The sequence below is a fragment of the Parvibaculum sp. genome, from assembly GCF_019635935.1.
Taxonomy (GTDB): Bacteria; Pseudomonadota; Alphaproteobacteria; order Parvibaculales; family Parvibaculaceae; genus Parvibaculum.
The window spans coordinates 2,556,770-2,574,844 of record NZ_JAHBYN010000001.1; the positions used below are offsets into that span (position 1 = coordinate 2,556,770).

At 65.7% G+C, this 18,075-nt stretch carries 20 protein-coding genes; 13 read left to right on the forward strand and 7 right to left on the reverse strand.

Annotated features, from left to right (window positions below; genetic code table 11):
• The first annotated feature begins 145 nt into the window (after positions 1–145).
• The 10 genes from KF719_RS12610 (at position 146) to KF719_RS12655 (ending at position 9,488) form a co-directional block, all read left to right on the forward strand.
• Positions 146–1,177, forward strand: coding sequence for a GlxA family transcriptional regulator (locus KF719_RS12610; protein WP_293509057.1), 1,032 nt, complete (start codon positions 146–148; stop codon positions 1,175–1,177).
• On the forward strand, positions 1,174–1,803 hold the full coding sequence (locus KF719_RS12615) for a DJ-1/PfpI family protein (RefSeq protein WP_293509058.1): 630 nt from the start codon (positions 1,174–1,176) through the stop codon (positions 1,801–1,803). Before KF719_RS12610 ends, KF719_RS12615 begins: the two co-directional genes overlap by 4 nt.
• Positions 1,804–1,840: 37 nt before the next feature.
• Positions 1,841–2,863, forward strand: a complete 1,023-nt coding sequence (locus KF719_RS12620) for a hypothetical protein (protein ID WP_293509059.1) — start codon at positions 1,841–1,843, stop codon at positions 2,861–2,863.
• A 69-nt stretch (positions 2,864–2,932) separates the two neighbouring features.
• Positions 2,933–3,895 (forward strand): alpha/beta hydrolase, encoded by a 963-nt coding sequence (locus KF719_RS12625; RefSeq protein WP_293509060.1) that lies wholly within the window; start codon positions 2,933–2,935, stop codon positions 3,893–3,895.
• A 55-nt stretch (positions 3,896–3,950) separates the two neighbouring features.
• Complete coding sequence (locus tag KF719_RS12630) at positions 3,951–4,772, forward strand: hypothetical protein (RefSeq protein ID WP_293509061.1); 822 nt, start codon at positions 3,951–3,953, stop codon at positions 4,770–4,772.
• A 119-nt stretch (positions 4,773–4,891) separates the two neighbouring features.
• On the forward strand, positions 4,892–5,770 hold the full coding sequence (locus KF719_RS12635) for a crotonase/enoyl-CoA hydratase family protein (protein WP_293509062.1): 879 nt from the start codon (positions 4,892–4,894) through the stop codon (positions 5,768–5,770).
• A complete protein-coding gene (locus KF719_RS12640; protein ID WP_293509063.1) occupies positions 5,770–6,378 on the forward strand; it encodes a TetR/AcrR family transcriptional regulator in 609 nt (202 codons plus the stop codon). Before KF719_RS12635 ends, KF719_RS12640 begins: the two co-directional genes overlap by 1 nt.
• 70 nt (positions 6,379–6,448) lie before the next feature.
• Positions 6,449–7,333, forward strand: a complete 885-nt coding sequence (locus KF719_RS12645; protein WP_293509064.1) for a thioesterase family protein — start codon at positions 6,449–6,451, stop codon at positions 7,331–7,333.
• 39 nt (positions 7,334–7,372) lie between these two features.
• Positions 7,373–8,293 (forward strand): thioesterase family protein, encoded by a 921-nt coding sequence (locus KF719_RS12650; protein ID WP_293509065.1) that lies wholly within the window; start codon positions 7,373–7,375, stop codon positions 8,291–8,293.
• A 28-nt stretch (positions 8,294–8,321) separates the two neighbouring features.
• Complete coding sequence (locus tag KF719_RS12655; protein WP_293509066.1) at positions 8,322–9,488, forward strand: acyl-CoA dehydrogenase family protein; 1,167 nt, start codon at positions 8,322–8,324, stop codon at positions 9,486–9,488.
• On the opposite strand, the gene KF719_RS12660 is transcribed toward KF719_RS12655, so the two are convergent.
• The 3 genes from KF719_RS12660 to KF719_RS12670 are packed head-to-tail and all read right to left on the reverse strand — an operon-like array spanning position 9,485 to position 12,407.
• Positions 9,485–10,408, reverse strand: coding sequence for an alpha/beta hydrolase (locus KF719_RS12660; protein WP_293509067.1), 924 nt, complete (start codon positions 10,406–10,408; stop codon positions 9,485–9,487). The genes KF719_RS12655 and KF719_RS12660 overlap by 4 nt on opposite strands.
• A 5-nt stretch (positions 10,409–10,413) precedes the next feature.
• A complete protein-coding gene (locus KF719_RS12665) occupies positions 10,414–11,586 on the reverse strand; it encodes an alpha/beta fold hydrolase (protein ID WP_293509068.1) in 1,173 nt (390 codons plus the stop codon).
• Positions 11,583–12,407, reverse strand: coding sequence for an enoyl-CoA hydratase-related protein (locus KF719_RS12670; protein WP_293509069.1), 825 nt, complete (start codon positions 12,405–12,407; stop codon positions 11,583–11,585). The genes KF719_RS12665 and KF719_RS12670 overlap by 4 nt, the downstream gene beginning before the upstream one ends.
• A 163-nt stretch (positions 12,408–12,570) precedes the next feature.
• On the opposite strand from KF719_RS12670, the gene KF719_RS12675 reads away from it, so the two are divergent.
• Together KF719_RS12675 and KF719_RS12680 are read left to right on the forward strand one after the other, a co-directional pair.
• Complete coding sequence (locus KF719_RS12675) at positions 12,571–13,551, forward strand: sodium-dependent bicarbonate transport family permease (protein ID WP_363318017.1); 981 nt, start codon at positions 12,571–12,573, stop codon at positions 13,549–13,551.
• A complete protein-coding gene (locus KF719_RS12680; protein WP_293509070.1) occupies positions 13,548–13,871 on the forward strand; it encodes a DUF190 domain-containing protein in 324 nt (107 codons plus the stop codon). Before KF719_RS12675 ends, KF719_RS12680 begins: the two co-directional genes overlap by 4 nt.
• On the opposite strand, the gene KF719_RS12685 is transcribed toward KF719_RS12680, so the two are convergent.
• Together KF719_RS12685 and KF719_RS12690 are read right to left on the reverse strand one after the other, a co-directional pair.
• Complete coding sequence (locus tag KF719_RS12685; RefSeq protein ID WP_293509071.1) at positions 13,872–14,318, reverse strand: hypothetical protein; 447 nt, start codon at positions 14,316–14,318, stop codon at positions 13,872–13,874.
• A gap of 28 nt (positions 14,319–14,346) precedes the next feature.
• Positions 14,347–15,627 (reverse strand): hypothetical protein, encoded by a 1,281-nt coding sequence (locus tag KF719_RS12690; RefSeq protein WP_293509072.1) that lies wholly within the window; start codon positions 15,625–15,627, stop codon positions 14,347–14,349.
• A gap of 106 nt (positions 15,628–15,733) precedes the next feature.
• Between KF719_RS12690 and KF719_RS12695 the strand changes: the two genes are divergently transcribed.
• Complete coding sequence (locus KF719_RS12695; protein WP_293509073.1) at positions 15,734–16,522, forward strand: SDR family oxidoreductase; 789 nt, start codon at positions 15,734–15,736, stop codon at positions 16,520–16,522.
• Positions 16,523–16,528: 6 nt separating this feature from the next.
• Here the strand turns inward: KF719_RS12695 and KF719_RS12700 are convergent, their stop codons facing one another.
• Positions 16,529–16,810, reverse strand: coding sequence for a ferritin (locus KF719_RS12700; protein ID WP_293509074.1), 282 nt, complete (start codon positions 16,808–16,810; stop codon positions 16,529–16,531).
• A 110-nt stretch (positions 16,811–16,920) separates the two neighbouring features.
• Positions 16,921–18,024, reverse strand: coding sequence for a glutathione S-transferase family protein (locus KF719_RS12705; protein WP_293509075.1), 1,104 nt, complete (start codon positions 18,022–18,024; stop codon positions 16,921–16,923).
• Positions 18,025–18,075: the final 51 nt, after the last annotated feature.

The following is an 18,075-nucleotide window of genomic DNA, read 5'->3' on the forward strand; positions in this document are numbered from 1 at the left end:
AGGGACGGGGCTTTCTTTTGGCCGCTTTGGCAGAAATTGCGTGTCGTTTGTCATTTCCGCCAGCCGCCCCCGGGCCTAGTCTGGCCCCATGACCGCTGCCGCCAAGCCAAAGCCCCGCAGATCCGCCCCGGCCCCCCGCCGGGTGATGATGCTCGCCTATGCCGACGCCCAGATTCTCGACATCGCCGGCCCCTTGCAAATCTTGAGCACAGCGCTGCTGCCCGATGGCCGCCCGGCCTATGCGATCGAACTCGTATCCGCCGATCCCGGCCCGGTCATGACGACAAGCGGCCTTGTACTGCACGCCAGCCGCGCCATGGCCGATGTGCCGCCGCGCGATCTGGCGGCGCTCGATGTCTTGATGGTGACGGGCGGCCTCGGCTCGCGCGACGCGATGGAAGACGAGCGCCTGCTGGCTTTCGTCCGCAAGGCCGCCGCGCCCGCCGGCCGCGTCGTCTCGATTTGCACCGGCGCCGTCATCCTCGCCGCCGCCGGCCTGCTGGATGGCCGCCGCGCCACGACCCATTGGGCCTATGCGCCGATCATGCGCAAGCGCTTCCCCGCCGTCACGGTGGAAGAAGATGCGATCTATGTGCGCGACGGCAAGTTCTGGACAAGCGCGGGCGTCACCGCCGGCATGGACCTCGCGCTGGCGCTGGTCGAGGAGGATCTCGGCCGCGACATGGCGCTCACGCTTGCGCGTCATCATGTGATGTATCTGATGCGCCCCGGCGGCCAGTCGCAATTTTCGGCGCAGCTCGCCGCCCAGCGCATCGCCGACACGCGCCTTGCCCGCGTCTGCGCTTTCGTCATTGAAAATCCGTGTGCCGATCTTTCCGTGCCGGCGCTGGCGTCGCGCGCCGCCATGAGCGAACGCAGTTTCGCCCGCCGCTTCGCCGAGGAAACCGGCATCACCCCGGCGCAATTCGTCGAGCGCGCCCGCCTCGACGAAGCCTGCCGCCGCCTCGCCGACAGCGACATGCCGCTCGATGCCGTCTCGGCCGATGCCGGTTTCGGCGCCGCCGAGCGCATGCGCCGCGCCTTCATCCGCCACCTCGGCGTCACGCCCGGCCGCTACCGCGAAAGATTCCGCACCGCCCGGCGCGATCTTCTCCCCTCGCCGGAAACATCCGGGGTCCAACATCATTCACCCTCCGCACAGGACGCGCATGCATGACCGCCGCACCCGCAAGAAACCGCACCATCGGCATCCTGATTTTCGACGACGTCGAGGAGCTTGATTTCGTCGGCCCCTATGAAGTCTTCACCATGTCGAACGAGGCGCATGGGTTCGAGGGCCGCGAGCGTCCCGACACCGTATTGCTGATCTCGGAAACGGGCGGTTCCGTCACCGGCGCCAAGGGCATGCGCGTCGAAGCGCATGTGTCGATCGCCGATGCACCGAAGCTCGATCTGCTGCTGGTGCCGGGCGGGCAGGGCACGCGCCGCGAAGTCGAGAACGAAAAGCTGCTGGCATGGATCGCGCGCCAGGACACTGCCGAATGGGTAACAAGCGTCTGCACCGGCGCGTTGATCCTTTGCGCGGCCGGTGCGGCGAAGGGCAAGCGTGTCACCACCCATTGGGCTTTCATCGAGCAGCTCCGCAAGCGCGGCGAAGCATCGGAAGTGCTTGAAAACATCCGCTATGTTCGCGACGGCAATGTCGTGACCGCCGCCGGCGTTTCGGCTGGCATCGACATGGCGCTCTGGCTCACCGGCCAGATGCACGGTGAAGCCCATGCGCGCCTGACGCAGCGCCTGATGGAATACGACCCCGCGCCGCCCTATAGCGCCGCCGTCTGATTGCGCTATCCTCCCCCGAAACACCGGGGAGAGAAAAATGGCGGCGGCGACGAGAACCGAACTCAACGGCTGGCTGGCAAGCGCCGAGCTGCATCAGCGTTACCTGACGGGACTGATCCTGCGCGCCGTCGTCTTCAAGGGCGAGGCGGCGGGGACCGAACTGAATTTTCGTACCTTCCAGGCGCAGCACCGCGAGAAGTTTCTGGGGGGCTACAAAAATCTCGGCCTCGACAAGCTGCCGCCCGCCGTCGCCTGCGCACAATACATTTATCTCGCCAACCATGTCGGCGGCGTGAAGTGCGAGTTCATTCCCGAAAGCGATCGCAAGGCCTGGGTGCGTTACCTGCCGCCGCGCTGGATCTGGGACGGCGCGGCGATCTGTGCGGTGCCCAACGATGTGAGCATCGCCTTCATGCGCGCCTTCCATTCGCAGGTCGGCGTGACGCTCGGCAATCCCAATCTCGGCTTCGTCTGCACCAACATCACCACCCGCATCGACCCCTGCCTCGAAGGTTATTTCATCGAGGAGGAGCAGCCGCTGGCGGCGGATGAGCGCCTCCGCTTCCGCTTCGACGAAAACGGCCCGGATGTCGATTCTTCGAAACTCCCCCATGTCGAATGGTCCGAAGAGCGCATGATCAAGGCGAAGCGCAACTACGCCGTGCAATATATCCGCTCGATCCTGCCCGCCGCCGTCTCGCTCTTCGGTGAGGACGAGGCGCGCAAGCTCGGCTGGGAAGCCGGCCGCCTGATCGGCATGCAATGCTACGACGCGACCGCGGCCCTGATCGGCGTCGAACGAAACGACGCCGACGCCTTCGCGCGCTATCTCGGCGCCATGCTCGATGCCGGCGGCGACAAGCCGGATGTGAAAGGCGCCGAAGTGTCGATTTCGACATGGCGCATGATGGAGGGCAGGGAAGGTGTCACGCCCGCCTGCTTCGATGCCTGGAACGCGCTTTGGGAAGGCGCGCTCGCGGTTCACAACCGGCACATGAAACTCGAAGTGACCGCCCGCATGGACGAGGGCGCGGATCGCTGGGCTTGGCGCGTCCGATAGACGATCCGCCGGAAATCCGCTCTACTCCCGCAAAAGAAACGCGAACACTGAGGGGAGCCCCGAGAAATCATGTCAGGCAGCAATCCGTTCGACCCGAAGCTCTACACCGCCGATGCCATTTCGGCCGAAACGAAGGCCATCAACGACGCCATTATCAAGGCAATGGACGGCGCGCCCGACTGGTGGGACATCGGCGCACAGGAAGTGCGCGACGCGCGCGCCCGCGGCGACGGTCCCTTCCCGCTGGCGCCGAAATCGCCCCGCGCCCGCACAATTGAGATAGATGGCAAGGGCGGCAAGATCGCGCTGCGCGTTATCGCGCCCGACAATCCGAAAGGCGTCTATCTGCATATTCACGGCGGCGGCTGGACGCTCGGCGCCGCCGACCAGCAGGACCCGCTGCTCGAGCGCATCGCGGACAATGTCGGTCTTGCCTGTGTCAGCGTCGAATACCGCCTGGCACCGGAACATCCCTATCCGGCGGGCCCGGACGATTGCGAAGCGGCGGCGGTCTGGCTGGTGAAAAACGCGAAGAAGGAATTCGGCACCGACAAGCTGACCATCGGCGGCGAAAGCGCCGGCGGGCACCTGTCGGCCGTCACGGTCCTGCGCATGCGCGACCGTCATGGCTACACCGGCTTCAAGGGCGCCAATCTCGTCTTCGGCGCCTTCGACATGTCGATGACGCCGAGCCAGCGCGCCTTCGGCAACGAACGCCTGATCCTCCGCACGCTCGACATCCAGAAATTCGGCGACGCCTTCATGCCGCCCCATGTCGACCGGCGCGACCCCGATGTCTCCCCCCTTTATGCCGACCTCAAGGGCCTCTGTCCGGCGCTCTTCACCGTCGGCACGCGCGACGCCCTGCTGGACGACAGCCTGTTCATGTACACGCGCTGGATCGCCGCCGGCAACGAAGCCGAACTCGGCATCTATCCGGGCGGCGCCCACGGCTTCGTCGCCTTCCCCGGCGAACTGGCCCGCGCCGCCAACGCTCAGGCCGACGCCTTCCTGAAGCGCGTGGTGGGGTAGTTGATTTGCTGTCGATTCGGTGTCCCGTACTCAGCTAGGTCGAGAGGAGTGAGCGATGGAGACAACGGAGAAAATCGTTGAAGCCTATGTACGCTATGTACGGCACTGGGCAACCATTCCGAATGTCCGGTGCGACGGGCAGCAAGAGATTGACCTCATCGCTGTCGATCCAACTTCCGGAAAGCACTATCACATCGAAACTAGCGTTTCTGTGTCGCAGGGCTTTTCTAAGCTCACGGCGAAGACGTTCGATCCTGAGCTGAGGAAGCAGCGCGTTCACCAAGCGTCGATGCGCCGTACCTTAGGCTTTTTCGTCGATCACAAGTTTGGCACAAAGGCAGTCAAGGATAAGCTCGCGAAGTATGGTTTTAGTGAGAGCGACAACCACAAGATCATCGTGACGTGGGGCTGGACAGAAGATGCCAAGACGGCTGCCAAAATCGCAGGAATTGAACTTTGGGATTTCAGAGAAATAATTCGCGACATCGCGTCCGAAATTCGAGACGCGAGGAGCTATTTCACTGACGACACGCTCCGCACGATCAATCTTTATGTGCAGGCGACGGAGGGAGCGGCCCGGAGCATACGTACTGCCTCCAACCCACAAGAATTCGGGCGTCGAGCGCCGGCTCGGGTGATCGACAACCAGAAGAATTCCGCACCATTCTGGGTTTACCGCAACTCAGTCGTTCGACGCGCGCGACTGCATCGCGCCGCCTGTACCTATTGCAACGATGGTGCCGGAATGCACAGGGTTGGTAGCAGGTACAACGACGAATGGAGGCCGTTCGCGAGTGAACGGGACGCCAAAGCGTTTCTTGCATCCACCGGATACGACGACGCAAAGAACTGCGGCGTTTGCATGGGGCCGCGCTAGCACCCTGGAACCGCTATGCCTTAGTTTTGGCTAGCCTTATCGGTCCAGCCTCTATAATTTGAACAATGTTCATAAATTTGATATTAATTCAATAAATCATGAAAGCCCGGGAGGAAGCCATGCCCTTCGAGCACATTCTCTATGAGCGGCAGGGCCGCATCGCCACCATCACGCTGAACCGCCCCGACCGCCTCAACGCCATAGCCGCCGGCATGCCGCGCGAGCTCGCCCGTGCCGTCGAGCAGGCGAACGACGATGACGACGTGCACGTGATCGTGCTGACCGGCGCCGGCCGCGCCTTCTGCGCCGGCTACGACCTCAAGGACTTCGCGGAAACCCCGGCGCGCAATCAGGGCGCGGGCACACCGGCGGGCGATCCGCGTCCCTGGGACCCGATGGTCGACTTCAACATGATGCATGCCAACACGCGGGACTTCATGTCGCTCTGGCGCTGCCACAAGCCGACGATTGCCAAGGTGCGCGGCTTCGCGGTGGCGGGCGGCTCCGACATCGCGCTTTGTTGCGACATGGTGGTGATGGCGGAGGATGCGAAGATCGGCTATCCGCCGGCGCGCGTCTGGGGCTGCCCCACCACCGCCATGTGGGTCTACCGCCTCGGGCCCGAACGCGCCAAGCGCATGCTCTTCACCGGCGATCTCGTGACGGGCGCCGAGGCCGCCGAAATGGGCCTCGTCCTCGAAGCGGTGCCGGACGACGATCTCGATGCGCGGGTGGAGGCGCTCGCGGCCCGCATGGCCGGTGTGCCGCGCAACCAGTTGATGATGCAGAAGCTGCTGGTCAATCAGGCCTATGAAAACATGGGGCTGCAGACGACGCAGATGTTCGCGACGCTGTTCGACGGCATCACCCGCCATTCGCCCGAGGGCGTCTGGTTCAAGCAGCGCGCCGAACAGGTCGGCTTCCAGCAGGCGGTGAAGGAACGCGACGGCGACGCGCCCATCGCCGACGGCGTTTCGCGCCCGACCTGGAAATTCTGATGCAGGCGGCTACCGCATCCGGCAAGCGCCGCACGGCCCTGCGCGATCACAAGCGCAAGGCGATCCTCGCCGCCGCGCGCCGCGTCTGCGATGCGGGCGGGCCGGAGGCGCTGACCATCCGCGCCGTCGCCGCCGAAGCGGGCTATGTGCCGGGCGCGGTCTATTCCTATTTCGCCGGTATCGACGAGCTTGCCATCGCGCTCACCGCCGAGGAACTCGGGCATCTCGCAAGGCGCATGCGCGAGGCGGCCGAAAAGGCGAAGTCGCCCGCCGATGCGCTCGCCGCCGCGGCGCGCGAGGCGCTGGCCGCCACCGCCGGCAACGCGCCGCATGTGCGCCTCGCCGGGCGGTTGATGTCGGCCGGCGCGCTCGATCCCGATCTCAACCGCGCCGTCACCGGCCGCGTCATCGCGGTGCTCGAAACGCTGGGCGGGCCCTTGCGCGCCGCGACCGGCCTTGAAGGTGCGGCCGCCCACCGCGAAATCCTCTGCCTCGCCGCCTTCCTGATCGGCCTGCGCGTGCTCGAAGGCTCGGGCCGTCTGGAAGCATTGGGTTTCGCTGCGGAAACCTTGCTGGCGCACCGCCTCTCCGCGCTCCCGGGTGCATGACAACAGGCGGGCCCGCCCCTATGCTGCGGCACCCGCCATCGACGAACTGTGTCCCCTGAATATGACCGGCATGATCGACACCTATCGCGGCTATGTCTCGCTGCAGGAATGCGACGAGATGGGCCACATGAACATCCAGCATTACATTTCGAAAAGCTCGGACAGTTCCTACAATCTGCGCGTGGCGCTGGACCTCGGCGCGCTCGATCAGGCGCAGACCGGCCTCGGCTATGTCGCGCTCGAACATCACATCCGCTTCCACCGCGAGCTTCGCGCCAGCGATCTCGTCGTCATTCGCTCCGGCATCGTCGAGATGCGCGAGAAGACGATGCGCATCTATCAGGAGATGCGCGAGGTGCTGGACGACCGCCTGGCCGCCACCTATGTGATCGACACCGGCTGCCTCGATCTCGCGACGCGGCGGCTGACCGCCTGGCCCGAAGAGACGCGGGCCCGCGCCGCCGCGATGGCGGCCGAATTGCCGCCCGAAGCGCTGCCGCGTTCGCTGCCGAAGGAGGCGCTGGAGCGCGACGTGTCGTTGGCCCGCGCCGATGCCGACGGCATGGTCGAGACCAACCGCTCGGTCGTCAACACCTGGGAATGCGACACCAACAATCACATGAATGCGCGCTTCTTCATGGCGCGCTTCTCCGACGCCCAAGGCCACATGTGGGCGCATGCAGGCCTCGGCCGTCACGAGCAGGCGGCCCGCGGCCTCGCCACCGCCACCGTCGAGATAAGGCTTGCCTATCTGCGCGAGTTGCGCGCCGGCGAAACGCTGTTCGTGCGCACCGGCATCGACGCCACCGACGGCAAGACCATCCGCTATCGTCACTGGCTCTTTTCGGGCGACACCGGCGAGCCGGCCTGCATCGCCGAAGGCGCAGGCCTCCTGTTCGACAAGTCGACCCGCAAGGCCGTGCCGCTGCCCGACGCGCTGCGCCGGCGCGGCTGAACCCATTCGTCATCACCATCGAAAGCAAGAGAAAGAAACATGAGCGAGATGATCGAGGTTGCCCGGTCGAGCGTCCAGACCTGGGAAAGCGACCAGATGGGTCACATGAATGTGCAGTTCTATGTCGACAAGGCGGGGCAGGGGCTTGCGGCGCTGGCGCTGCGCCTCGGCGTCGGGCCGCGCTTTGCCCGCGCCGAGGGCGCGCGGTTCTTCGTGCGCGACCATCATGTGCGTTTCCTGCGCGAGCAGCGACCCGGCGCGCCCTTCTTCATCCGCGCCGGCATTCTCGATGTGCACGATTTCGGCCTGCGCGTCTACGAGGAGATGGTCAACACGGTGTCGGGCGAGGTGGCGGCATCCTTCATCGCCGAGGTCGAACTGCTCGACGAGGAAAGCCGCGAGATGAAGCCGCTGCCGGCAAAGGTGAAGACAGCGGCAAAAGCGCTTGTCGTCGAACTGCCGGTGCATGGGAGCCCGCGCGGCCTCGAAATCTATGCGCCGCGCCCGTCGCCGAAGCTTGCCGATGCCGACGGCATGGGCATGGTGCGCACCTGGCAGGGCGAAATCGACGCCGCGCAATGCGACGGTCAGGGCTTCCTGACCATTCGTCATTTCATGGGCATCGTGTCCGACGGTATTCCGAACCTGCTGGCGCAGACCAGCGGCGCAGACCGCTCGAAGACGCCGTCCGTCGGCGGCGCGGCGCTCGAATACCGCTTTGTCTATCGCCGTCATCCGCGCGCGGGCGACGTGCTGACGCTCCGCAGCGGCCTCAAGAATGTCGGCCCGAAAATCTATACCTGGTGCCACTGGCTGTTCGATCTCGAAACCGGCGAGGCCATCGCCACCGCCGAGGCCGTCGCCATCGCGCTCGACCTGACGACGCGCAAGGCGATTGCCATTCCGGACGAAATGCGCGCCAATCTGGAGACACTGGTGATCGAGGGACTTGGTGTCTGAAGAGATGGGCGTCTGAGGGGGGGCAATCATGGCCGGATTTCTGCGCGATGAACTGAAGGCAGAGGAAACCGCATTTCTCGACCGCGCCGCCGCCTTCACGGCGAAGACCGTCGCACCGCAAGCGAATGAATGGGAACGCGCCCGCCGCCAGCCGGTCGAGGCGCTCCGCGAGGCGGCCGCTCTCGGTCTCCTCCGCCTTGAAACGCCGAAGGAGCAGGGCGGCCTCGGCCACCGCTATCTCGTCAAGCTGGCGCTTTGCGATGAAATGTCCCGCGCCGACATGGCCTTCACGTTCTCCCTGGTGAACACGCAGAACGTCGCCGCGCGGTTGGCCCTCTCGCCGACGGCGCGGCATCGCGACGTCCATGTTCCCGCCTTGATGTCCGGCGACATCTTCGGCGCCACGGCCCTGAGCGAGCCCGGCGCGGGCAGCGACTTCTCGTCCATCCGCACGCGCGCGGAAAAGGTCGATGGCGGCTGGCGCCTCAACGGCGAAAAAGCCTGGATCACCAACGGCGCGATCGCCGATCTCTTCATCACCTATGTGCAGACCGACCCGGCGGCCGGATGGCGCGGCATCGCCTGCATCCTGGTCGATGCCCGCCGCGAAGGCTTCACGCGCCGCCCTGCTTACGATCTCATCGGCGGCCACGCGATCGGCGCGGGCGGCTTCGCGCTCGAAAACTATCTGGCGCCGGAGGAAGACCTGATCGCCCCGCCCGGCGAAGCCTTCAAGCTGGCGATGAAAGGCGTCAACGGCGCCCGCGTCTATGTCGCCGCGATGTGCGCCGGGTTGCTGGCCGACGCGCTGGAAAAGGCGCTTGGCTATGGCACGGCGCGCGAGACATTCGGCCGGAAGCTTCTCGACCATCAGGGGCTCAACTGGTCGCTCGGCGACGTCGCCAACGATCTCGAAGCGCTGCGCGGGTTGACGCTCGCCGCCGGCCGCCTGATCGACCGGGGCGAGGATGCCGTAATGGCGGCGGCGCATGCCAAGAAATTTGCCGGCCGCGTCACGCTCGCCCGCATCGCCGACTGCATCCAGGCGATGGGCGCCGCAGGCCTGCGCGAGGAGCACGGCCTCGGCCGCCACCTCGCTTGCGCGAAGATCGCCGCCTATACCGATGGCAGCACCGAAATGATGAACGAGCGCATCGGCGCGGGACTCATCAAGACCTATGGGCTGACGGGCTAGCGCCCTTCCGCTTCAAGCCGCGCCGCGAACGCGCGCACTTCGTCGATGACGATTTGCGGAAATTCCATCGGCAGGAAATGCGTCGCGCCCGGCACCATCGCGATATGCGCCTTGCGGTCGCGGGCGCGCAGGAGCGTCGGAAAAGGCGCCCGGCAGGTCGAGCCGTGCTCGGCATAGAGAAGCGCCAGCGGTACATAGAGTTTCGCCACCGCGCGGTTCATGTTGTGACCATGGGCCCGGAAATTCGCGGCCTCCCATTCCGGCGCGCAGAGAAGTTCGGCCTCGCCATTGTCGCGCAGGCTCGTACCGCTCTCGATATAATCTTCCAGGAATTCGCGCGGCCAGGTGCGGAAGGCGCCGCGGCCGAAATAGCGCTCGACCGCGACTTCGCGGCTTTCGAAAATCGCGCGGCGGCGTTCCGCGCCGTCGGCCAGCGACATCGGCCCGCCCTTGCGGCCGAGCCAGCGATAGAGCGTCATCATGTAGCGGAACATCGGCGGCGTCATCACCGGGTCGACCAGTACCAGCCCGCGCACAAGGTCCGGCCGCTCCGACGCCGCCATAACGCTGGCGGCACCGCCCATCGAATGTCCCATCAGAATGATTTTCTGGCCGGTCGCCGCGTGGAAATCCTCGGCCATCGCGATCAGGTCGTCGCGATAGACATACCAGTTGCGATGCGTCGCCGGGTCGGCAGTCAGCGTCGTCGCCCCGTGCCCGCGCGCGTCCCAGGCGCGGATATGGAATTCGTTGGCGAGCGGCCCCAGCAGGCGCCGGTAGGTGCCGCCGCTGAAACCGTTGGCATGGGCGAAATGCAGCGGTGGTTTGCCGGTGCCGTCGTCCCATTCGAGAAAGGAGATCGCGCCGTCCGGGCGCGGAAGTTCGCGGCGCGCGGGCGCTGCATTCACGGCGACATTCATTGAACTCAATCCAGAAGTTTCTTCTTGCGCAGCCAGCCCGCGACCAGCGCCACCGCTTCGGCCATCTTGTCGGGCTGCCCTATATAATAATGCGTCGCGCCCTTGACCACATGAAACTCCTTGTCGTCATGCGCGACGCCCGCGAAGATCCGCGCCGCATGGCTCGGTGTGCAGGCATCGTCGGCGCTGTTCTCGACCACCAGCACCGGCACCGAAATGTCGCCGGCGCATTTCGGCCCGTCGGCCCGGCTTTCGCGGTAGGACCATTGCGAGAGCCATGCGCGCAGCGAGCAATAACGCGCCAGCCCCGCGGGCATCATGTTGACGATTTTCGGTTCGCCCATGAAACACCAGTTGGGCCCCTTGCGGTCATTGGCGTCGATCGACAGATCCATCCAGCGCGGATCGGCCATCGTGCCATGTACGACGAAGCCGAATTCCTCGTTGGTGCGTCCGGCCCGCTTCATGGCGGCAAGCTTGTCCTTCACCCAATTGTCGATGCGCTCCGAACGCGCGATCTGCGCGGCCCGAAACCGCGCAATGAACGCGTCCGTATAAGGCGGCTGGTTGGGATTTTGCGGATCGTAAAGATCGAGCTCGACCTCGCGGTCGTCCGGGTCCAGCTCGTTGCGGATCGACGGGTCGAGCCACTCGGTCAGCGTGATGGCGCGGCTGACATGCGCGGCAAGCTGCAACACCGCATCGGCCGGTATCAGTTTCGCGCCCGCAACGTCCACCGCGTCGCCCGCCGGCGTCGCGGTGATCCAGGGTTTCTCGGCCTGGCTTTGATAGAACATCGACAGCGAGCCGCCGCCCGACCACCCGGCCAGGATCACCTTCTCGTAGCCGAGCTTCTCTTTCGCATAGCGAATGTAATGCCCGAGATCGAGCAGCACCTTCTCCATGATCAGTGCCGAGTCGTTGTGCGGATAGCGGCTGCCGCAGGTGAGACAGGGAATGCCGGCGGCCGCCAGCGCATTCGGCATCGGCAGCAGGTTCATCGTTCCCGTCGGATGCATGAACACCAGAACCGTTTTTGACGAGACGCCCTTCGGCTTCAGGTGCTGTCCCTCGACGACGACGGTGTCCATCGCGCCGGCATAAGTTTCCTTGAACGCCGCCTTCTCCTGCCAGTGCAGGAAAAACGGGATGCGTTCGACTTCGTGAGGGCCGCTCATTCGGCAGCCCTCGCCGCGGCTTTCTTGAAGTCGGGTTTGCGCTTGTTGAGAAAGGCGTCCACCGCCTCGTGATGCTCCGGTGTCGTCCAGCAGATTTTGAGCGCATCCGTTTCGCGCTTCTGGGCGAGCTTCAGGTCGGTCTCGCTGGCGTTTTGCGTGATGAGCTGTTTCGTCATGCGCAATTGCCGCGACGGGTTCTCGGCCATCTGGCCGGCAATCTCGATCGCCTTGTCGAGAAGGGCCGCCTGCGGCACCACATATTCGCACAAGCCTTTCTCGCGTGCCTCCGCCGCCGGATAAAGCCGCGCCGTCAGCATCATCTCATTGGCGTGCCCCCACCCCATCCGCGCCACGAGGAAATGCGACGAGGCGAGTTCGGGCACGATCCCGACCTTGACGAAGACCATGCCGAATTTCGCTTCCTCCGCCGCGACGATCGTGTCGAAGGGCAGGATCATCGTGACGCCGATCCCGACCGCCGGTCCGTTCACGGCCGCGACCATCGGCTTCGACGAACGCACCAGCTCGATCCAGTCGACTCCCGCCGGCATCCCGCCCGAACCGCCGGCCGTGTCGTTGCCGGGGTCCTTGCCGTCGAGCCTTGTCTTGAAGGTCGCGTCCATGTCGGCGCCGGCGCAGAAGCCGCGCCCCGCGCCCGTCATCACGATGGCGCCGATATCCGCATCGTCATTCGCCGCCATGATCGCATGCGCCTGTTCTTCCGCCATGCGCGGCGTCCAGGCATTGAGCTTGTCGGGCCGGTTGAGCGTGATCAGGCAGATCGCCCCGCGCTTCTCGACCGTGATTTGCTGGTAGTCCATCTGACCGTCCTCCCGGCGTTTCTTCTTGGTCAAAGTCTAGGCAGCCCCCGGCGGGGCCACAAGGGAGCGCCCGCCCGGCCAGCCTGACGCTGCGTCCGCCGGGCGCTGCCAGCTCTGCCTGTTTCGTGTAAAAGGAAGCACGGTCATCCGGGTGGAGTTTCCCTTGTCGATTCTCGATCTTGCGCTTCAGAACATCGTCTCGCCGATGGTCCTGTTCTTTGCGCTGGGCGTCGCGGCGGCGCTGATCCGCTCCGACCTCTCGGTGCCGGAGGCCGCGGCCAAGCTGCTGGCGCTCTATCTGATGCTGGCCATCGGTTTCAAGGGCGGCGCGGAGGTGGCGAAATCCGGTGTCGATGCCGCCATGGCGCTGACCATCGGCGCCGGCATCCTTCTCTCCTTCGCGATCCCGGTCATCGGCTATGCGCTGCTGCGCCTGACGACGCGCCTGACGTCCGTCGATGCCGCCGCCGTCGCCGGTCACTACGGTTCGATCTCGATCGTCACTTTCGTTGCCGCCACCGAGGCGCTGAAAAGCCTTGGCCTTGCCTATGAAGGCTATCTGATCGCGGTCGCCGCCGTCATGGAAACGCCGGCCATCATCGCCGCGCTGTTGCTCGCCCGCCGCGGCGCCCCGGCGGAGGCGGGCGGCGAAAGCACGAGCGCCCTGCTGCGCGAGGTCGCAACCAACGGCTCGGTCGTGGTGCTGGTCGGCTCGTTCCTGATCGGCTGGGCTACGGGCGCAGAGGGCATGGCCATGATCGCCCCCTTCATCGTCGATCCCTTCCGCGGCATCCTCTGCCTCTTCCTGCTCGACATGGGACTGGTCGCCGGGCGCGGATTGCGCCAGGGCGGCCGCAGCCTGTCGCCGGCGCTGATCGGTTTCGGCATCTATTTCCCGCTGCTCTCGGCGGCGCTGACGGGCCTCATGGCGCTCGGCCTCGGACTTTCGGTCGGCGGCACGGCGCTGCTGATCACGCTGGCGGCGTCGGCCTCCTATATCGCGGTGCCCGCCGCCATGCGTCTGGCGCTGCCCGAGGCCAACCCCGCCATCTATCTGACGCTCTCGCTCGGCGTTACCTTCCCCTTCAACCTGACGCTCGGCATTCCGCTTTATGCGGCACTTGCCCAGCGCATTGCCGGATGAGGTCCGACATGGAGATGCATCCGAAAAAACGCATCGACATCGTGCTGGAGGCGCCGGTGCTGAAGCGCCTGACCGACCTGCTCGACCGTCTCGACGTCACCGGCTACACGGTGCTGCCGGTGCTGGGCGGCAAGGGCCATCACGGCGTCTGGAGCCGCGAGGGCCTGCCCTCTTCGGCCGGCGCGATGGTTTCGGTCACGGTGATCGCGGCGGAGGAAAATCTCGACGCGGTGCTTGAGCCGGTTTTCGCCCTGGTCAAGCGCCACATCGGCATCGTCACCGTGTCCGACGTCGCGGTGTTGCGGTCGGATCGTTTCTGATCAGCCGCGGTTCCTGAACGCCGCCACCGCCACCGCGATCATCGCCGCGACGACGCCCACGATCGCCAGCATGAACAGCGTGAAGGTCAGCGAGTTCCAGTCGAGCCCGGTGAAGCCGAGGCCGCGCCCGCCGGTCATCGCCGAGACGACCGAGGCGACGATGTTGCCCCAGCCCGTCACGATCAGCCCCCACACGATGATGCCTTGCATCCGCGCGCTCATCGCCGCATGCGCCATCGCGGCGGCAACCGCGATCATCAGCATGCCGTTCAGCGCGCCTTCCATATGCGCCATCTTCCAGGCCCGCACATCGCCCGGCCACATCGTCGTCGCCGCCGGATCGAGCGATGCGACAAGCACCGAGGCAAACGGAAAGCCCGCCAGCATCCCGGCAAGAAACACCAGCGCCCCATGCGCCACCAGCGTCATCTGCATGTTCTTCGTCATCGATTTCCCCTTCGTGAAATGATCTGTGTCACCATGCGCCGGCCCACATGTCCCAGTCGCGCGACTTGCCGGGGCCCATCAGCGCGAATTTCGGCTTGCGCGAAAGCATCCATTCGGTGACGCCCGGCATCCATGCCATGGCGCCCGCCTGCACCATGTTGAGGCGGCGATAAAGCGACAGGGCGCGGTTCATCGCGGGCTCGGGCGGCGTCCCCTCGATCAGCGCTTCGGCGGCCGCCAGCGCGCCGAGCCCGGCCCTTGTCATGCCGTCGCCGGTGATGATCGGCGCGCCTGCGCCGCTGATGCGGCTGAGGTCGAGCACGCCCGTCTGCCGGCTCGGCGTGAAGCGCCACGGGCTCACCGGCACCCAGGCGACGGCCGATGTCTGGTCCGCATCGTCGGGCGCAAGGCCGAGCGCCGCGCCCACCGCCTCGACCTCCGCCCGCAAGGCGCTTTGATGTCCCTCGCGCATAGCCTCGCTGCCATTGCGCACGATCCGGTAGAAGATGCCGTAATAGGCGGCGCGCGGCGAAAGCGGATCCTTGAACGGATAGAAGACGCTCATGTCGATGGCGCCGTCGCGGTTGATGATGCCAATGAACGAGTCCTGCCGTGCGATCGCGCCCGCCGCTTCGAGCCGCGGCGCGGTGAAGGCCATCTGCGCGGCGGCAACGAAATGTTTCGGCGCCGCCGGCTGGTGCTGCCACGCCGCACCGGCGACAGGCTTCGGCGTGCCGTTGACGATCAGTGGATTTTTCCCGTTCGACAGCGCGCGCAGTTCGTCCCAGGTCGATGCGCCGCTGTCGTCGAAGCGCACGCCGCAACTCGCGGCCTTTTCGTTCAGCGCCGCCATCAGCCGCGAATTGCGCACGCCATAGGACAGCGGCGCGCCTTCGCTGCGGTCGCGTTTGACGCCCTTGTTGGTCATCCACGCCTCGACGCGCACGAGCCGCGCCCGCCCGTTCTCCATCCGTGCGACGCTCGCCATCTGCCGGTCGGTCTCGGCCTGCCGCCATTCGGGCCCATAGATGCCGGTCAGTATGTCGTCGCGGCTTGTGTCCGAAGCCGCCGCGTAATAGTCGATGGAGCGCGCCCGCAGCGTGCAGCCGTCGATCAGTTGCCGGGTTTCGGAAACCGGTTTGCCCGCCACGATGACGCGGCCCTCGAAGGCGGGTTCCCGCGCAAGCCTTGTCGCCAGCGTGATGGCGCCGATGCCCCGGCTGTTGATGACCACGCTGTCATGGACCGGCGCAACCCGCCTGGCGGGCACAAGCCGTCCGTCGCGTCCCTGGAATGCCGCCCCCGCCATGCCCCGCTATGCGCCTCCCCGCGCACCCGGACGTCATCATCCGGCCCCGGAGCATAGACCCGGAACCCGCGCGCCGCTAGGCTGCGCCGAAAAGGGGAGGACACCGATGGATCTCGAACTCAAGGGCAAGCATGTTTTCATCGCCGGCGCGAGCCGCGGCATCGGGCTCGGCATGGCCCGCGCCTTTGCGGCCGAAGGCGCGAAGGTCGCCATGGCGGCGCGCGGCGTCGAGGCGCTGGATGCCGCCCGCGATGCGTTGATCGCCGAAGGCGCGAAGGCCGACAGCCTCTTCACCGTCGCCGGCGACATGACGGCCTCGGCCGACATCGCGGTCGCGCTCGACGCGGCGGAAGCAAAGCTCGGCCCCCTTCATTGCGCCATCGCCAATGTCGGCCTGTCGCGCGCACCTCTCGGCTTCGATGTTTCCGACGAAGACTGGGAAGCCGACATGAAGCAGAACCTTTTCGGTTCGGTCTATCTCGGCCGCGAGGCCCTGCGCCGCATCCTGACGCGCGGCCCCGCCGAGCGCGAAGGCGCCAACCTGATTTTCATATCGTCCATCGCCGGTGTCGACGCGATGGGAACCGCGCTCACCTATGCGGCCTCGAAAGCCGGTATCAATCATCAGACGCGCCAGCTCGCCCGCTTCGTCGGCAAGGAAGGCATCCGCGTCAACGCCATCGCCCCCGGCAACATTCTCTTTGAAGGCGGTGTCTGGGACCGGAACACCAAGGCGCGTCCCGAGGCCTGGGACCGCTGGATCAAACGCGAAGTGGCGCTGCGCCGCTTCGGTGCGGTGGAGGAAATCGCCGACGCCGCGCTTTATCTCGCCAGCCCCCGCGCGTCCTTCGTCACCGGCGAAGTGCTGGTCGTCGATGGCGGTCAGGTCAGGTAGCCGCCCTCAATCCCTGCCGATCGTGTCGTCCTTGAAGAGCCGCTTGCGCATTTCCTTGTCGAAGACCGGATTGTTGCGGCGCAGCCATTCGAGCACCATGATCGCGTGCTCGATTTCCTCGTCGCGATTATGCTCGAGGATTTTCGTCAGGTCGGCATCGGTGCAGGCCTCGGCGCGCTGGTTGTACCAGTCGACGGCCTCGAGTTCCTCCATCAGCGAAACGATGGCGCGGTGCAGGTTCAAGGCTTCCGCCGACAGATTGTCTTCGTGCAGACCTTCGCTGGACATTGGGGCTCCTTTGGGCTTCGGAAATTCGGGCGGCGCGTCCTGCGGGGTTTCCGGTGTTGTGGCTTTGGCGCGCTGCCGGCCGAAAATCCGCGAGAAGAATCCGCCATCGCTCATTCAAGTACCAGTTGAAAATTGCGCCGGGCGAGGCGCGGGAACGCCGGGAAACCGGCAAGCCGCTCCCCGCCCGCCTCTTTTAGCATATGCACCGCCTTTTCGCGCGCCCCCTCGTCGAGCCCGCGCAGAAAATCGAGCGCCCGTTGCAGCATCCACAGGTCGAACGGAAAGATCACGCGCTTGCCGGTCACGCCTTCCAGCGTGAAGTCGTGCATGCCGATCCCCCGCGCCAGCGGTTTGGCGCGGTCGGCTTCGGGCAGCGCCGCCACATGCGCGTTGAAGGCTTCGGCGGTGGCGAGCAGCACCGGCAGATATTCGCGCATGATGCGCGTGAGCACCGGCATCAGCGTCGCCGGAATTTCGTCGTTTGCCAGAAATTCGCCGCCCTTCGGCAGCGGCGGTTTGCTCATTCGCTCCACCCAGCGCGCGACATTCGGCGCGATGCGCTTCATCAGCGCCCCCGACACGGGGTCGCGGTATTGATGCGCGTAGAGCGGCCCGTAAAGACCGAAATCGCCGATCGACGGCCGCGACCCAAACAGAAAATCATGCGCGGCGAAATGCGCATCGAGTTCGGCAAGCAGGCCCTCATAGGATGTCTCGACCGCCGGCCCCGTTTCGGGCGTCACGCCGAGCGCCGGCAGCGCGCCCGCGAAAGGCCGCGCCGTCTGCTCTCCGGCCTCGCGTTGCCCGGCTTCGTCGAGGTCGGGCCGCGACAGCTTGCCGAATTCGAGCACGATCCAGTCGCGATTCTTGGTCCAGCGATAATGCATCGCCGGCAGCTTCAGCCATTCGTCGGCCCAGGCTTCGATGATAAGCGCGGCAAGTTTCTGCCGCGGTCCTTGCGGATAGACCGGCGCTTCGGCAAACCGCGCCTCGAAATTGTCGATGATCTCGGAGGAATCCTGCCAAGTCTCGCCGTCCGGCGTCGCGACGACCGGGATCACCGGCCAGCCGACACGCGGCAATATGATGTCCTTGTAGACCTCGCGCGTCGCCAGCACTTCCGAAAACGGAATGCGCTTGTAGCGCAGATAGGCGCGCACCTTGCCGGTGAAATAGCTCGCCTCGGCGCCGTAAAGTTCATAACCCTGCGTCATTCGATGTTCCTCTTTATCCCTCTCCCCTCCGGGGAGAGGGAAGGGGGCCAC

Excerpts from the sequence above, each read along its gene's own strand:
- KF719_RS12705 (WP_293509075.1), bottom strand. The coding sequence starts at position 18,024 with ATGACGCAGGGTTATGAACTTTACGGCGCCGAGGCGAGCTATTTCACC.
- KF719_RS12645 (WP_293509064.1), top strand. The coding sequence starts at position 6,449 with ATGATCGACACCTATCGCGGCTATGTCTCGCTGCAGGAATGCGACGAG.
- KF719_RS12680 (WP_293509070.1), top strand. The coding sequence starts at position 13,548 with ATGAGGTCCGACATGGAGATGCATCCGAAAAAACGCATCGACATCGTG.
- KF719_RS12670 (WP_293509069.1), bottom strand. The coding sequence starts at position 12,407 with ATGGACTACCAGCAAATCACGGTCGAGAAGCGCGGGGCGATCTGCCTG.
- KF719_RS12640 (WP_293509063.1), top strand. The coding sequence starts at position 5,770 with ATGCAGGCGGCTACCGCATCCGGCAAGCGCCGCACGGCCCTGCGCGAT.
- KF719_RS12695 (WP_293509073.1), top strand. The coding sequence starts at position 15,734 with ATGGATCTCGAACTCAAGGGCAAGCATGTTTTCATCGCCGGCGCGAGC.
- KF719_RS12630 (WP_293509061.1), top strand. The coding sequence starts at position 3,951 with ATGGAGACAACGGAGAAAATCGTTGAAGCCTATGTACGCTATGTACGG.
- KF719_RS12650 (WP_293509065.1), top strand. The coding sequence starts at position 7,373 with ATGAGCGAGATGATCGAGGTTGCCCGGTCGAGCGTCCAGACCTGGGAA.
- KF719_RS12615 (WP_293509058.1), top strand. The coding sequence starts at position 1,174 with ATGACCGCCGCACCCGCAAGAAACCGCACCATCGGCATCCTGATTTTC.
- KF719_RS12685 (WP_293509071.1), bottom strand. The coding sequence starts at position 14,318 with ATGACGAAGAACATGCAGATGACGCTGGTGGCGCATGGGGCGCTGGTG.
- KF719_RS12635 (WP_293509062.1), top strand. The coding sequence starts at position 4,892 with ATGCCCTTCGAGCACATTCTCTATGAGCGGCAGGGCCGCATCGCCACC.
- KF719_RS12655 (WP_293509066.1), top strand. The coding sequence starts at position 8,322 with ATGGCCGGATTTCTGCGCGATGAACTGAAGGCAGAGGAAACCGCATTT.
- KF719_RS12700 (WP_293509074.1), bottom strand. The coding sequence starts at position 16,810 with ATGTCCAGCGAAGGTCTGCACGAAGACAATCTGTCGGCGGAAGCCTTG.
- KF719_RS12625 (WP_293509060.1), top strand. The coding sequence starts at position 2,933 with ATGTCAGGCAGCAATCCGTTCGACCCGAAGCTCTACACCGCCGATGCC.
- KF719_RS12690 (WP_293509072.1), bottom strand. The coding sequence starts at position 15,627 with ATGGCGGGGGCGGCATTCCAGGGACGCGACGGACGGCTTGTGCCCGCC.
- KF719_RS12610 (WP_293509057.1), top strand. The coding sequence starts at position 146 with ATGATGCTCGCCTATGCCGACGCCCAGATTCTCGACATCGCCGGCCCC.
- KF719_RS12665 (WP_293509068.1), bottom strand. The coding sequence starts at position 11,586 with ATGAGCGGCCCTCACGAAGTCGAACGCATCCCGTTTTTCCTGCACTGG.
- KF719_RS12660 (WP_293509067.1), bottom strand. The coding sequence starts at position 10,408 with ATGAATGTCGCCGTGAATGCAGCGCCCGCGCGCCGCGAACTTCCGCGC.
- KF719_RS12620 (WP_293509059.1), top strand. The coding sequence starts at position 1,841 with ATGGCGGCGGCGACGAGAACCGAACTCAACGGCTGGCTGGCAAGCGCC.